Source organism: Mycobacterium sp. NPDC049093 (genome assembly GCF_040704635.1).
Classification (GTDB): Bacteria; Actinomycetota; Actinomycetes; order Mycobacteriales; family Mycobacteriaceae; genus Mycobacterium.
The window spans coordinates 279884-294524 of the sequence record NZ_JBEZJS010000004.1 but is presented as its reverse complement, the minus strand read 5'-3'; the positions used below and the strand labels follow the sequence as shown (position 1 = coordinate 294524).

11 protein-coding genes are annotated in these 14641 nt (G+C 67.0%); 6 read left to right on the top strand and 5 right to left on the bottom strand.

Features of this window, described 5'->3' with window-relative positions; all coding sequences use genetic code 11:
- The first annotated feature begins 110 nt into the window (after positions 1-110).
- On the top strand, positions 111-1163 hold the full coding sequence (locus AB0876_RS17000) for a ferredoxin reductase (protein ID WP_526042439.1): 1053 nt from the start codon (positions 111-113) through the stop codon (positions 1161-1163).
- Between the two features lie 38 nt (positions 1164-1201).
- Complete coding sequence (locus tag AB0876_RS16995) at positions 1202-2350, top strand: fatty acid desaturase family protein (RefSeq protein WP_526042438.1); 1149 nt, start codon at positions 1202-1204, stop codon at positions 2348-2350.
- Here AB0876_RS16995 and AB0876_RS16990 read toward each other — a convergent pair.
- Complete coding sequence (locus AB0876_RS16990) at positions 2340-2855, bottom strand: GNAT family N-acetyltransferase (RefSeq protein ID WP_526042437.1); 516 nt, start codon at positions 2853-2855, stop codon at positions 2340-2342. The genes AB0876_RS16995 and AB0876_RS16990 overlap by 11 nt on opposite strands.
- Before the next feature lie 42 nt (positions 2856-2897).
- Between AB0876_RS16990 and AB0876_RS16985 the strand changes: the two genes are divergently transcribed.
- On the top strand, positions 2898-3506 hold the full coding sequence (locus AB0876_RS16985) for a TetR/AcrR family transcriptional regulator (RefSeq protein WP_491838137.1): 609 nt from the start codon (positions 2898-2900) through the stop codon (positions 3504-3506).
- Between the two features lie 90 nt (positions 3507-3596).
- Positions 3597-4913: a flavin monoamine oxidase family protein gene (locus tag AB0876_RS16980; protein ID WP_526042436.1), complete on the top strand. Its 1317-nt coding sequence runs from the start codon at positions 3597-3599 to the stop codon at positions 4911-4913.
- A gap of 20 nt (positions 4914-4933) precedes the next feature.
- On the opposite strand, the gene AB0876_RS16975 is transcribed toward AB0876_RS16980, so the two are convergent.
- A complete protein-coding gene (locus AB0876_RS16975) occupies positions 4934-6478 on the bottom strand; it encodes an HNH endonuclease signature motif containing protein (protein ID WP_526042435.1) in 1545 nt (514 codons plus the stop codon).
- A gap of 68 nt (positions 6479-6546) precedes the next feature.
- Positions 6547-7299: an endonuclease VIII Nei2 gene (gene nei2 / locus AB0876_RS16970; RefSeq protein WP_491838140.1), complete on the bottom strand. Its 753-nt coding sequence runs from the start codon at positions 7297-7299 to the stop codon at positions 6547-6549.
- A 102-nt stretch (positions 7300-7401) separates the two neighbouring features.
- Here nei2 and AB0876_RS16965 point away from each other — a divergent pair, with 102 nt between their 5' ends.
- On the top strand, positions 7402-7938 hold the full coding sequence (locus AB0876_RS16965; protein ID WP_491838141.1) for a TrmH family RNA methyltransferase: 537 nt from the start codon (positions 7402-7404) through the stop codon (positions 7936-7938).
- Positions 7939-7944: 6 nt separating this feature from the next.
- Here the strand turns inward: AB0876_RS16965 and AB0876_RS16960 are convergent, their stop codons facing one another.
- Positions 7945-12465 carry an ATP-dependent helicase gene (locus AB0876_RS16960; protein WP_526042434.1) on the bottom strand — a complete coding sequence of 1507 codons (4521 nt, stop codon included), beginning with the start codon at positions 12463-12465 and terminating at the stop codon, positions 7945-7947.
- Between the two features lie 36 nt (positions 12466-12501).
- Positions 12502-13155: a TetR/AcrR family transcriptional regulator gene (locus tag AB0876_RS16955; RefSeq protein WP_491838143.1), complete on the bottom strand. Its 654-nt coding sequence runs from the start codon at positions 13153-13155 to the stop codon at positions 12502-12504.
- Between the two features lie 62 nt (positions 13156-13217).
- Here AB0876_RS16955 and AB0876_RS16950 point away from each other — a divergent pair, with 62 nt between their 5' ends.
- The gene (locus AB0876_RS16950) at positions 13218-14609 is read left to right on the top strand and encodes a cytochrome P450 (protein WP_491838144.1); all 1392 of its coding nucleotides are present in this window, start codon (positions 13218-13220) and stop codon (positions 14607-14609) included.
- The last annotated feature ends 32 nt before the right edge of the window (positions 14610-14641 follow it).

The window sequence follows — 14641 nt, the reverse complement described above, 5'->3', positions numbered from 1 at the left end:
TCAGAACGATTGTGTATGACATGTCGGCACATTTGTTCACCACGTGATCCGCACAACAACCTGCGGCTTAACCCTTGACGTGAACGGCTCGACGGCTTCATTGTGTACACATGTTCACCGAAACTTTGAGCCGCCGAATCCGGCGCTCCGCCCTGGTTGGGATCCTCACCGGCCCGCACGGCGTGGACCGGTACACCGAGGTTTATGACCGCACCTGGACCGTCAATGACGCCCGCGCCAAGGTGGTCGCCGTCCGTAAGCAGACTCCCCGCAGCGTCACCTTGACCCTGCAGCCCAACGACGCCTGGCGGGGTTTCAAGGCCGGCCAGCACATCAACCTGACCGTGGAGATCGACGGCCGCCGCCGCACCCGGTGCTACTCGCCGGCCAACGCCGAAGGCAGCCCCGTCATCGAGTTGACCATCGGCCTGCACGACGACGGACTGGTCTCGCAGTACCTGTACCGCAACGCAGCGCCGGGCATGGTCCTCGGCCTCGACTCGGTCGGCGGCGACTTTGTCATTCCGGAACAGCGCCCCCGCCGCATCCTGCTGGTCTCCGGCGGCAGCGGCATCACGCCGGTGCTCTCCATGCTGCGCACCCTGCGCGAGGAGAACTTCGACGGCGAGGTTGCCTTCATCCACTACTCCCGTAACCCCGAAGAGGCTGCGTACGCCACCGAACTGGCGGCGACCCCGGGCGTCACGGTGCTGCACAGCTACACCCGTTCGAACCAGGGCGACCTGACCGGACACTTCGGTCCGGACCACCTGGCCGCCGCGATGCCGAACCCCGACGCGGTGTTCGTCTGCGGCCCACCGGCTCTGGTCTCCGCGGTCAAGGGCCTGCTGCCCGAAGCCCGTTCGGAGAGCTTTGTGCCGCCGGTGATCGCCGCGCCGACCGAGGTGTCCGGCGGAACCGTCGCCTTCACCGAAAGCGTCGTCGCAGTCGTCGACGACGGCCGCTCGATCCTGGAGCAGGCCGAGGCCGCCGGACTGAATCCGACGAGCGGTTGCCGGATGGGCATCTGCCACACCTGCACCCGCAAGAAGATCAGCGGCCCGGTGAAAAACCTGATCACCGGCGCGGTCTCGACGGACCCTGACGAAAACATCGAAATCTGTGTGACCGCCCCCTGCGGCGACGTCCAGATCGACCTCTAGACACCTACTTTCAGCCCTTTTCGAAGAAAGGACACACCATGACTCACTACACCCTGACCCCCGAGCAGTTCGAGACCTTCGGCGCCGAACTCGACTCCATCCGTGAACGCGCGCTCGCCGACCTCGGTGAGCGCGACGCCACCTACATCCGCGACATCATCAAGATGCAACGCAAGCTTGAGGTCGGTGGCCGTGCCTTGCTGTTCCTGCCGCCGGCGTGGCCGATCGGCACGGTGATGCTCGGATTGTCGAAGATCCTCGACAACATGGAGATCGGCCACAACGTCATGCACGGCCAGTACGACTGGATGGGCGATCCGGCGTTGCGCGGCCAGAACTTCGAGTGGGATTCGGCGTGCCCGTCCAATCAATGGCGGCACTCGCACAACTACATGCACCACACCTACACCAACATCGTCGACATGGACCGCGACATCGGTTACGGCGTCCTGCGGATGAGCGAAGACCAGAAGTGGAGCCCGTACTACCTGGGAAATCCGCTGTACGCCTTCCTGCTGATGGTGTTCTTCCAGTATGGTGTCGCGCTGCACGAGCTCGAGACCGAGCGCATCCGCACCGGTGAGATCCGCCTGCGGGACAAGAAGGACATGTTGCGCGAGATGTGGGCGAAGGTGCGCAAGCAGACCGTGAAGGACTACGTGGCCTTCCCGCTGCTGGCAGGGCCGTTCGCGCCATTTGTGTTCGCGGGCAACATGACCGCCAACCTGATGCGCAACGTGTGGTCCTACACGATCATCTTCTGCGGGCACTTCCCGGAGGGGACCCACGAGTTCACCATCGAGGAGACCGAGAACGAGACCCGTGGACAGTGGTACTTCCGCCAGTTGCTCGGCTCGGCAAACCTGACCGGCGGCAAGTGGTTCCACATCTTCAGCGGCAACCTGTCCTTCCAGATCGAACACCACCTGTTCCCGGACATCCCGGCGCATCGCTACGCCGAGATCTCAGGCGAGGTGAAGGAGATCTGCCAGCGCTACGGCCTGCCCTACAACACTGGCCCGATCCACAAGCAGTTCGCCTCCGTCGTGCGCAAGATCGTGCGACTGGCGTTCCCCTGGGGCGGCACGCCCAAGGATGCTGCGCCCAAGGAAGTCCCGGTCGAGGAGTCGGTTGCCAAGGAGCCTGCATCGCAGCCGATCTGCGAGCCCGAACTCGTCAACTGCTGATCGACAGGCTGCACTGAAGCAGCACCGTGTCCAGCCATCGTCCGTGCTTGTATCCGACCGCGCGCAGTCGGCCCGCCTCAGCGAAACCGTGCTTGCGGTGCAGGGCAAGAGATGCCGCCGCCTCGTCGGTGTCGACCACCACGGCGATGACCTCACGGATGCCTGCCGCAGTGCAGCCGCTCAGAAGTCCTTGCAGCAGTAGGGTTCCGATGCCGCGGCCGGCGGTTTGTGGTGCCAGGTAGATCGAGTTCTCCACGGTGTGCCGATACGCCGGGCGCAGCTTCCACGGCGAGCAGTAGGCATAGCCGACGATCTCGTCGTCGAGTGTGGCGGTGAGGAACGGCAATTCACGTTCACGCGCGGTCGCCAGCCGACTCTCCCACTCTTCGCGATGCGGTGGGATCAGTTCGAACGTGGCGACCCCGGTCTCGACGTGATGGGCATAGATCGCGCTGATCGCATCAAGGTCGTCCGGTGACGTAGCGCGGACGACGACGTTGGCCATGTTTCACCCTAAGCTGTCGCTCAGTTGAGGGGAGAGGTTCCGATGGCCTACGTCAAGGCAGCCGAGCGTCAGGAGCAGATCGTCGCGGCGGCGATCCGCGTCCTCAGTGACGTCGGCGTGCCGGGAACGACCCTGCGCGCAGTCGCGGCGGAGGCGGGCATCCCGCTCGGCACCTTGCACTACGTGTTTCCGTCCAAGGATCAGATGCTGCGCGCCGTCATTGTCGCCGTCATCGACGATGTCGTCGCCACCGTGCACGGCAGCCTGGAACTCGACCAAGGTCTGGCGCACGCCCTGAGCCACGGTGTCACGACGTTCTGGGAGGCCCTGGTCGAAGGTGACGTCGGGGTGCAGGTCATGCAGTACGAACTGGCGATGTACTCCGTGCGCAGCGAGGGCTCGGAGGGGCTGGCGCGGCTGCAGTACGACCGGTACACCGCGCTGGTCACCGAGTTCTGTGAGCAGTCCGCCAACGCCGCCGGGGAGTGCTGCGCCGTGGACTTCGCCACGCTGGGCCGCCTCGGGCTCGCGATGCTCGACGGGCTGATCATCCAGTACGTGGCGAGCCGGGACCGCGGGCGCGCGCGCCGCGACCTCGACCACGCGATCCAGATGCTGGTGACGCTCGCGGACCCGCAGCCTGCGGCCTAGTGGCTTGAGGACGGCGCCGGGCTGTCGCCCTCGGGTCCTCTCGTGCTATAAAAGTCGGACGGTTGACCGACTTAGAAATGACGGGTCGTGATGACGGCGCAAGAAGACGCAACGGAACAGACCACGGTGGTCGTGGTCGGCGCGGGAGTATCGGGGCTGATGGCAGCCCGCGAGCTGCACCGTCGCGGAATCGACGTGCTCGTATTGGAAGCTTCGGACCGACTCGGCGGCCGAACGATGAGCGAGACCACCGCGCTGGGGTCGACGGTCGACCTCGGTGGTCAGTGGATCGGCCACGGGCACCACCGGCTCTCGTCGCTGGTCGACGAGTTCGGCCTCACCAGGTATCAGATGCACACGCGTCCGATGCCCGGCCTCGTCGACCGCTCACGTCGGTTGTCGGCAGCATCGCCGGCTGTGCTCACGGCGGTATTGGCGCTGGCCGGTGTAGAGGTGTTGTCCCGCACCGGAGTTCCGCAGCGGTGGAACGACAAGACTGTGGACTCATGGCTGCGCCGGGTGCCGGGCCGCACTGCACGCCGGCTGCTGGAAGTGATTGCGGCGGTGTCGTGGACTGCCGATCTGGACCGACACTCGGTGTATGCGATGGCGCGAATGATCCGCCAGCAAGGCGGCGTGCTCACCATGTTGTCGACCAAGGGAGGCGCGCAGGATTCCCTGATCGTCGAGGGTATGCGGGGGCTGGCCGACGGTTTTGCTGCCGAGCTCGGTTCCCGGATCCGCCTGGGGCATAAGGTCGTAAAGATCAGCCGCGACGAATCTGGCGTGACAGTCGAGTCCACCGCGGGCGCGGTGCGGGCCGCCAAGGTGATCGTCACTGTACCGGCGCCAATGGCGCGGTCTATCACCCACCAACCGCCGCTGCCGCCAGAGCGGGCGCGGCTTGCGGATGACACGTATATGGGATCGGTCTACAAGGCCATTGCGGTGTACCACCGGCCGTTCTGGAGGCAGCGCAAGGGTGGTGAGCTCATCGTCCTCGACGGCCCGGGTAGCGGCGTGTTCGACACCAGCCCGCCGGACGGTCCGGGGCATCTATGTGTGCTCGTCGGGGGGCCCGCGGCCCGTCAGCTCGATGGTCTCAGCGCCGATGAGCGTCGCAGGGCCGTGCTGGAACCCTTGATCGGTCACATCGGGCCAGAGGTGCTTGAGCCGGTCAGCTGGCATGAGAAGTCTTGGCAGACCGATGAATACGTCGGCGGCGGCTATATGGCACTGCCCATCGCGGGCACCCTGGACGGGCTACTTCCGTGGCCCTTCGAGCCTGTTGGCCACATCCATTGGGCGGGAACCGAAACCGCGAGCGACCATGCCGGCTATATCGAGGGCGCCATCGAATCAGGTACTCGGGTGGCGCAGGAGGTCACTCAGGCGCTACCTGCATAGCAGCCCATGATCGCCCTGTCTCAGAAGGGTGGTGGTGGTCCGTATTCTTCGGCGAGCCAGGCTTGGTATTGGCGTTCGACGTCGAGGTCGTTGTTGAGTTCGGCGCGTAGGCGTCGTTCGTCGGCGATGCGGTCTTGTCGGTCTTGTTCGCGGGTGCGGCTGCGTTTGGGCATTTTCGCCGCGCGATTGAAGTTGGGTGGTGCTTGCGGTTCGGGGAGGTTGAGGTCCCCGGTGGGTTGGCCCAGGGTGGGGAACATGCCGGCGCCGTGGGGTTCGGTCACGTGGGTGTGTCCGGTGGGGGTGGTGATCTCGATGGTGCCGTCGGGTCGTTGACGGTCGCTCCAGCCGGGGCAGAACGTTTTCACTAAATGGTGTGCGCGGCAAAATAGTTTGGTGTTCGAGGGATGTGTCGGCCCGGTAGGCCAGGGTGCGGTGTGGTCGATATCGCAGCGTTCGACGGGGGCATCACAGCCCGGGAATCGGCACGTCAGGTCGCGCCAGTGGATGAACTCTGACAGTGCGACCGAGGGGCGGTACTGCGGCTCGCCGGCAGCAGCGGGCTCAGGGCGTTCCGGCTCGGCCGGATCGCTGAGCTCGCCAGGCTCAGCCGTGTCGGCGGCCTCACCGGGTTCCTTCGGCTCGCCAGGCTCCGTGGGCTCAGCCGGGCGCCCGGTGGGTATGCGTACGGGTTTGACCTTGGCGGTGGCGGCCAGGTCGCGGACCGATTCGGCGGGCAGGATGCCATGGCCGGCCAGATACCCCGGATCATCCGAGCGACCGTCCACGGTGGCCTGGTCGGCCAGCACGTGCACGATCGCTGCATCCGCGGCGGCGCGTTTTTGTTTGGCGGGGCAGTCGTCGAGTCCGCACAGGCACGGCAGTTGGGATTCGAGTCGGGCGACCGGTCCCACGGCATCGGCGCGGCGCTGTTCGCGGGTGCGGGGGTCGTGTTTGCAGACGGTGTCGGCGACCGCGTCAAGGCGTTGACTGAAGGCGACCCCGTCGGCGGCGTGGAGGTTGGCCCATACCGAGGCCATGCCCGGGGTGCTTGGTTCGACCTGAACGAACCGCCCGTCGTCGATAGGGGGTGGGACTCGTACCCCGTTGGGGTCGAGTTTGGCGATCCATTGATCCACCCGGTCGCGTAGCTGTCGTTCGGAGAACCGCATCCATTTATGCGCCCGGCCGGCGAGTTCCTCATCCAACCCCGTCCACACTGCGGGATCCACGATGCCGGTGCGGGCGATGATCATCCGCACCACCCGGTAGTCGATGTCCCCAACGGCGAACCGGGCCGCCACCAACGGGAGTTTGTCGCGCAGCACCCGGGCGTGATGCACCTGAGTACCGGCGCGGCCACGACTGATCCGCAACGCCGCCGACACTTCGGCGGACACTTCTTCGAACGGATCGGTGGTCCAAAAGATCGATTCGGCCAACTCGTGTTCCCGCAGGCGGTCCAACGCCCCGATCGCGGCCAGCCGCCCCGCAATGGCCGCTGATTCCGCACGGGCCGACGCGGACATCGCGTCGATCAGTGCCACATCGGAATCGCCTTCGAACATGTGTTCGATAATACGCCGACCCCCGGACACGCACAGGCGTTATGTCTCAGGACGTCGATGCAACGGCCTTACGTTTGACAGGTCGGACACCAGTAGGTCACCCGCTCACCGCCGGCATCGGTCTCGATCAGTGTCCCGCAGCGTCGGCATGGTTCACCGGCGCGGCCGTACACCCAGAGCTGACGTCCTGGCCGGGTATCCCCGGTGGTGGTGCGGTTCCAGCGGGACCGGTTGAGCCACAGCATGTCCCGAGCACGTTGCACGACGCGTAGGGGATCGGCCAGCGAGCTCACCGGCGAGGTGGGCAGACGTCCGAAGATAAAACACAGCTCGTTGCAGTAGACGTTGCCCACCCCTGCCATCACCCGTTGATCGAGCAGGGCCGGCGCCAGGGCTCGATCGGGATCAGAAACCAAATTGGCCACAGCGGTGCGCGGCTCCCAGTCGGGGCCGAGCAGGTCCGGCCCCAGATGCTCCACCGCGGCCATATCGGTGTCGCGGTCGAGTACTTCGAGAACGCCGAGATCGATCCCGGTGGCCCGGCTGTCGGCAGTCTCCAGCACGATGCGGATGCGATGCGCCGCGCCTTTGGGCCAGCCGATACGCCAACTGCCCTCCATCTTCAGGTGGGAGTGGATGCTGGCCGGACCAACTCGGATGAACAGGTGCTTGCCTCGGCTGATCACCTCGTCGACCATGTGCCCGGTCAGGTCGACGGTGGCATAGCGCGGAACCCGAATGTCGCAGCGCGTCAACATTTTTCCCGCCAGAGCAGTGCGCAGCGCCGTGGCGGTGTGGAAGACGGTATCTCCCTCGGGCATGTTTTCATTGAACCAGTTGCCATGGAAGTTGGCGGATGCTCGATGGCATAATCGCCCGGTGATAAATTCTCGACTCCGCGGGAAGGGCGTTCCCGCCCCCCGATGAGCGGTACGGCGCCGCAGTCGGCGCCTCGTATTCGTACCCGTAAAGAGATCCACCGGCAGCGCCGCTCGGGCCGTCACCAGTGTTGGAACCACATCATCGTCGCGCCGCTGTGGCCCAAGCATGGGGTCAATCTCGGCACGCTGCTCCGCACGTGCGATGCGGTGGGCGCATGTCTGGCCGTGCCCCGGTTGCCATGGGTTCCCGAGGCTCTCCGTAAGGGAAACACGCTGCGGCACAGGTCGTGCGTCCATTGGATCTACGGCGACGTCGTCGGCTGGCTGGACAAGCAGCGGGAGCGATCAACGCGCATCATCGGCGTCGAACTCACCGACGAGTCGATCCGCCTGGCGGACCTGCCTGCGGCGCGCTCCCGCACCGTGGTGGTTCTCGGCAACGAGGGCGGCGGTATACCTTCCGATGCAATGGAATTGCTTGATCTCGCGGTCGAGATTCCGATGGTGGGTACGGGCCACAGCCTCAACGTGGCTGTCGCGGGATCGCTCGTGCTGTACAAGGTCGCAGGCCTCCTGTGAGGCCGGCTACCTCAGTCGCAAACCACGCGGGGTGCGGGCGAACCCGACGCCGAGCAGCGCCTCTTGCACGGTGGCGCGATCCTCGTCGACCCCGGGATCGAGTACGGCCACCCCGTTGATCCGCTCGACCAGTAGTGACGGCATGCGCCCGGCGCTCACGAGTTCGGCCAGAGCGCCTGCGGCGGCCCGTTGCGTGTCGGGATCGGAGGTGAAGCTGAGCAGGGTCTTGCCACCACGCTCCAGGAACCAGACCAACTGCCCGTCGACGAGTGCGACGAGGGCACCGGCCTTGCGGCCGGGTCGATGGGCATCGGAGTCGCCTGAGCGATCGGGCCAGGCCAACGCGGCGCCGTACGGGTTGGCCGGGTCGGTCGCGGCGAGCATCACGGCGTGGTACTCGGGGCGCCGGGGATCGACGCCGTCGAGATAGGACCGGAGTCGGTCGACGGTCGAGGCCGCCGCGAACTGGGCCCCGCCGAGTGACTCGACGAAGTAGCCCCGCTGGCAGCGGCCGGCGTCCTCGAATGCACTCAGCACCTTGTACAACGTGGCGAACCCGCCCGGCACGCCCTCGGCTGCCGCTGCCCCCTTGGTCAGCACCCCGTGCCGGTTCAACAGCAGCTCGGCCTGGAAGTGCGCCCGCACGGTCGAATCCGGTTCGGCACCAGGTAGTGTCGACCACCGGCCGGACACCATCGGATCAGCCGCGCGGCTGTGCGGGCGTGCGACGCTGTAGCGGCTGAGCCGGGGTGGACGCTGACGCTGACGGTGTGCGGGTGCCCCTGACCGTCGGGGACCCGACAGCATCGCCCGCACCGGTGCGAAGGTGTCTCCGGTGATCCAGCCGGCCCAGATCAGTTCCCACAGCGCCGTTTTGAGCTCGGATTCGGCGGTTTGATCGGCCAGCTGACGGAAGAAATACGCCCCGCCGTGCCCGAGCGTCTCCATGATGGCCCGGTGGGTGTCGGTGAACTCGATCTCTGCAGGGATCAGTAGCGTCAGTGGCGCAGTCTCGGCCAGGTGGAACGTCACCCAACCGTCACTGCTGCCGATCTGCCCGGCACCGGACCACATGACCTCCCCGGAAGCGAGCAGCTCATCCAACATCGCCGGCTGATAGTCGCGAACCCGCTGCCCGAACACCAGCGATTCCACGGCCGACGCGGGCAGGAGGACTCCGGACAGTTGCTCGATCACCGAGGCCAACCCGTCGATACCAGCGCTGTGGTTGGACCCCACGTGCTGCCAGGACGGCAGGAAGCGGCCATAGGCGGCGATGCTGACGGGCTCGACCTGGGCGCGCAACGCGGCCAATGAGCGACGGCGCAGGATGCGCAGTACCTCGGCGTCGCACCACTGATCGCCGGGAAGATCATCGACGAACTCGCCGCGCACCAGCCGGCCGTCGACAGCCATGCGGCCCAACACATCTGCGGTCACCCGCAGGCCGAGCCCGAACCGCACGGCGACCTCGGTGGTGGTGAACGGGCCGTGGGTACGGGCGTAGCGTCCGATCAGATCCCCGAGGGGGTCGTCGATGGATTCGGTGAATGCCATGGGCACCCCGACGGGTACCGGCGCCCCGACCCCGTCGCGCAACAGTCCGATGTCTTCTACTGCTGCCCACCAGGTCTGGCCGGCGTAGGTCACGGGCAGCGCGCGTTTGGCGGAGTGCAGCCCGTCGAGCCAGCCCCCGATGGTGTCGGTGGTGGCGCGCTCGGCGATCTCGGCCTCAGTGAGCGGGCCCAGCATCCGCAACAGGTCGGCCACGGCCTCGGCGTCGCGCGCGGCTCGTTCTTCCGTCAGGTGTTGCAGCTGTGCCGAAGTAGAGGCGACGACCGCCGGATCCAGCAGTTCGCGGAGTTCCACCCGGCCGAGCAGTTCGGAGAGCAGCACGGTGTCCAAGGCCAGCGCGGCCGCGCGCCGCTCGGCCAGCGGACTGTCGCCCTCGTACATGAACGCACCCACGTAGCCGAACAACAGCGAGGCCGCGAACGGTGACGGGGTGGCGGTCTCCACCTCGAGCACGCGCAGCCGGCGTTGGGCCACCCGGCGCATCAGCTCGGTCAGGGCGGGAACGTCGTAGACGTCCTGCAGGCATTCGCGCACGGTTTCCAGCACGATCGGGAAGTCCGGGTACTTGCGGGCGATGTCGAGCAGTTGCGCGGCGCGTTGCCGTTGATGCCACAACGGGGATCGCTTGCCGGGGTGCCGGCGCGGCAGCAGCAGGGCTCTCGCGGCGCATTCGCGGAAGCGGGACGCGAACAACGCCGAACCGCCCACCTCGGCCGTGACGATGGGTTCGATCTCGTCGGCGTCGAACACGAACAGGTCTGCACCGGGCGGGGTTTCGCCGCTGTCGGGCAGCCGCACGATGATGCCGTCGTCTGAGGCGGTGGGCTTCTCGTCGATGCCGTAGCGTTCCCGCAACCGTCGACCGACCGCCAGGGCCAGCGGCCCGTGGACCCGCAGGCCGTACGGAGAATGCAGGATCACCCGCCAGTCGCCCAGCTCATCCCGGAAACACTCCACCACAAAAGTGCTGTCGCTGGGGACCACACCGGTGGCCTCGCGCTGGTCGTGCAACAGCTGGTACAGGTTGTCGGTGGCGAAACCGGCGAAACCCATTGTCTGGCAACGCTCATCGAACTCAGCGCGATTTAGCGCGGCGAGTTCCCCGGTGAATGCCCCGACCGCCTCGCCCAATTCGGCGGGCCGTCCCACGCTGTCGCCACGCCAGAACGGCAGCCGGGCCGGCTGACCCGGGGCGGGGATCACCAGAACCCGGTCGTGGGTGATCTCGGTGATCCGCCAACTGGTTGCGCCCAGGGAGATGACGTCGCCGGGGCGAGATTCGTAGACCATCTCTTCGTCGAGTTCGCCGACCCGGGAAGGCTTTTCCGATTCGGTGGCCAGGTACACGGTGAACAGCCCGCGATCTGGGATGGCCCCGCCGGAGGTGACTGCCAGGCGCTGGGCGCCCGGGCGGCCGGTCAGGATGCCGTGGTCGCGGTCGTAGACCAGGCGTGGCCGCAGCTCGGCGAACTCGGTGGACGGATACTTGCCGGACAACAGGTCCAACGTGGCTTCGAACGCACTGCGCGGGAGCGTGGCGAACGGAGCGCTGCGGCGCACCGCGTCGAACCATGCGTCGGCATCCACCGGCTCCAGGGCGGCCGCCGCCACCGTGTGCTGGGCCAGCACGTCGAGCGGGTTGGCCGGCACGTGCATGGTCTCGATGTCACCGGAGCGCATGCGCTGCACCGTCACCGCGCAGCCGATCAGATCGGTGCGGTGCTTCGGGAACAGCACGCCCTGGGAGATCTCGCCGACCTGGTGCCCGGCACGTCCGATGCGCTGCAGCCCGCTGGCCACCGACGGCGGCGACTCGACCTGGATCACCAGATCGACCGCACCCATGTCGATGCCCAGCTCCAGGCTGGAGGTGGCGACCACGGCGCGTAACCGGCCGGTCTTGAGGTCGTCTTCGACCTGGGCCCGCTGCTCCTTGCTGACCGAACCGTGGTGCGCGCGGGCCAGTAGCGTCGGCGCGCCGTTGGCCTGACCGCTGGCCATGAGTTGGGCCGGGGCGCCACCACCCACCTCCGGATTGTGGTCGAGTGAGAGCTCGACTCCGGTCCGTTCGGCGTGGATCTCGTTGAGACGTGAGGTCAGCCGTTCGGCCAGCCGGCGGGAGTTGGCGAACACGATCGAGGACTGGTGTGACTCGATCAGGTCGACGATGCGCTCCTCGACGTCGGGCCAGATGCTGTTGTTGTCGAGGTTGGCCATGTCCGGCACCGGGACCTGCACGGAGAGGTCGAAGGTCTTGCCGGACGGCGGGGCGACGATGGTGGTGGGGGCCTGGCCCGACAGGAACCGGGCCACCTCCTCGGGAGGACGCACCGTGGCCGACAAGCCGATCCGCTGGGCGGGTTTGTCGAGCAGCTGGTCGAGCCGTTCGAGTGAAAGGGCCAGGTGCGCACCACGTTTGGTGGCGGCGACGGCGTGGACCTCGTCGACGATCACGGTCCGGACGTTGGCAAGGGTCTCGCGGGCCGCCGAGGTCAGCATCAGGAACAGGGATTCCGGCGTGGTGATCAGGATGTCGGGCGGCTTGGCCAGCATCGCGCGGCGCGCACTGGGCGGGGTGTCCCCGGAGCGGACGCCGACGCTGATGGACGGGGCCGGCACCCCGTGACGTTCGGCCACCCGGGTGATCCCGGTCAGCGGGGTGCGCAGGTTGCGTTCGACGTCGACGGCCAGGGCCTTGAGCGGCGATACGTAGAGCACGGTGGTGCCGGAGCGGGGATCGGGCGGCAACTGGGCCAGCTCGTCGATGGCCCACAGGAACGCGGCGAGGGTCTTACCCGACCCGGTGGGGGCGATGACCAGGGTGTTGTGCCCCTCGGCGATGGCGGACCAGGCCTGGGCCTGGGCAGCCGTCGGGGCCGGGAAGGCGGCCGTGAACCACTCCCGGGTCAGCGCACTGAACCGGGCCAGCGGGTCTGCCGGCGTGGTGGTCATCTAGCCATCCTGCCGCGCAGCACCGACAAGTGGGTTTCAGCGGTGTTCGGGAGCAGCCGCACACACCAGTTCGGCGGGCAGGCCCGGCACCCGGCCGATGGCGTCGAGCAGGGCGTGCGCGCAGCTGTCGGCGACGAATCCCGCGTCGATCGAGGGGTCCTTGAGCCGTTGTCGGCACATCTCGAAGGTCAGGGCCAGCCAGCCGTACACGGTGGCCCGCAGATCGCGTTCGACCTTGGCGTCGAGGGGCTCGGATATCGCGTCGCTGATCCGGCCCATGATCCGGTCGGCCTGGCGGTCGTTGTCGATGTCGTCGACGCCGCGCAGCACTGGGTCGGTGCGACCCAGACCCATGTACGCGGCCCAAGCGCCGTGCGGATGCTCCTCGTCGTAGCGCAGATAGGCCAGAACGCCGGCGCGCAGCTGGCCGAACAGGCTCTGACCAGGCTCGGGAGGCGTGCTGGTGGCCTCGAACAACCGCTCGCCCTCGGCTCGGACGACGGCGGCGAAGAAGGCCCGCTTGTCGGGGAAGTAGTGGTACATCAGGGCGCGAGAGACCCCGGCGCGCTCAGCGATCTCGTCGATGCGGACCTCGTCGTACGGTCGCTGGCCGAACACCTCGGCTCCCAGCGCCAACAGCTCGTTGCGTCTGTCGGCGGGGGACAGCCGGCGTCTCGACTCGGCACCCACGACTGCAGCCTAACGCCAGGCCCTTACTTGACACATGTATAACAAGGCGGAAATCTGGTGTCATGACCGTCGTGGGCGCGCGGACCTCACCTGAAGGTGCCAAGTATCCGAAACTGCCCCACCCACCGCGGCGGGTGCCCCTGCTCGGTGACATCTTCGGTCTGCAGCCGGATTCCTCGATGCAGAACGCCATGGGCATGGCCGAGCTGGGGCCCATCTGCGAGTTCCGGTTCCTGGGTGCCCGTTACGTGGTGGCCGCCGGTGCCGACGCGGTCAACGATCTCAACGACGAAACCCGGTTCTGCAAGCATGTGGGCCCCGATATCGAGGCCCTGCGGATCGTGGCGGGCGATGGACTGTTCACCGCCTACAACGACGAGCCGAACTGGCTCACGGCGCATCAACTGCTGATGCCGGCGTTCAGCCAGTCCGCGATGCGCCGCTATCACGCGGTGATGTTCGACGTCGCCGACGAGCTCACCGACCATTGGGATCAGCAGGCCGGCGCCGGCGAAACCGTCGATGTCTCGGCCGACACCACCCGGGTCACCCTGGAGACCATCGGGCGGTGCACTGCCGGGTACTCGTTCCGGTGTTTCCAGAGCGACACCGTCCACCCGTTCGTTGCCCACATGGTCTCGGCGCTGCTGGCCGCTGACCGCCTCGGGGTGCTGCGGGAAACATTCCTGCCCCCGTTCGCCTACCGGCGCTACGAGCACCGGCTCCACCGCGACGCACGTTATCTGCACGGCCTGGCCGACGACATCGTCGCCGCACGGCGGACACAGCCATCGGGGCGCCACGACGACCTGCTGCAAATCATGCTGGAGTCCGATCTCGACGCCGCCAACATTCGCTACCAGCTGATCAACTTCTTGATCGCCGGCCACGAAACTACCTCCGGTGCCTTGTCATTCGCGCTGTACTTCCTGTCGCGGCACCCGGAGGTGCTGGCCCGGGCCCGCGCCGAGGTCGAGGAGGTGTGGGGCGACGAGCAGCGGCCCGAGTTCGAGAAGGTCGCCAAATTACGGTATGTCCGGCGCGTTCTCGACGAGTCATTGCGGTTGCAGCCGACGGTTCCGGCCTACTACCGGGCGGCCCGCGAGGACACCGTGCTGGCCGGAATGCACCCGATGCGCAAGGGTGACTGGGCGCTGGCCCTGACCTCGACCCTGCACCGGGATCCGCGCTGGGGGCACGACCCTGAGGCATTCGACCCCGACCGGTTCACCCCGGAGCAGATGCGGACGCGCCCCGGTGGCCTGTACAAGCCGTTCGGGACCGGTGAAAGATCTTGCATAGGTAGACAGTTCGCCCTCCATGAAGCCGTGTTGATGCTCGCCGTGCTGATCCGCCGCTATGACCTGATCGCCGATCCGGACTACACGCTGCAGGTGCAGGAGCGCCTGACCATGATGCCGGCCGGCTTCCGGTTGACCCTGCGGCGCCGCTAGCGTCGGCGTACCGCGCATGAAATGCCCCGATT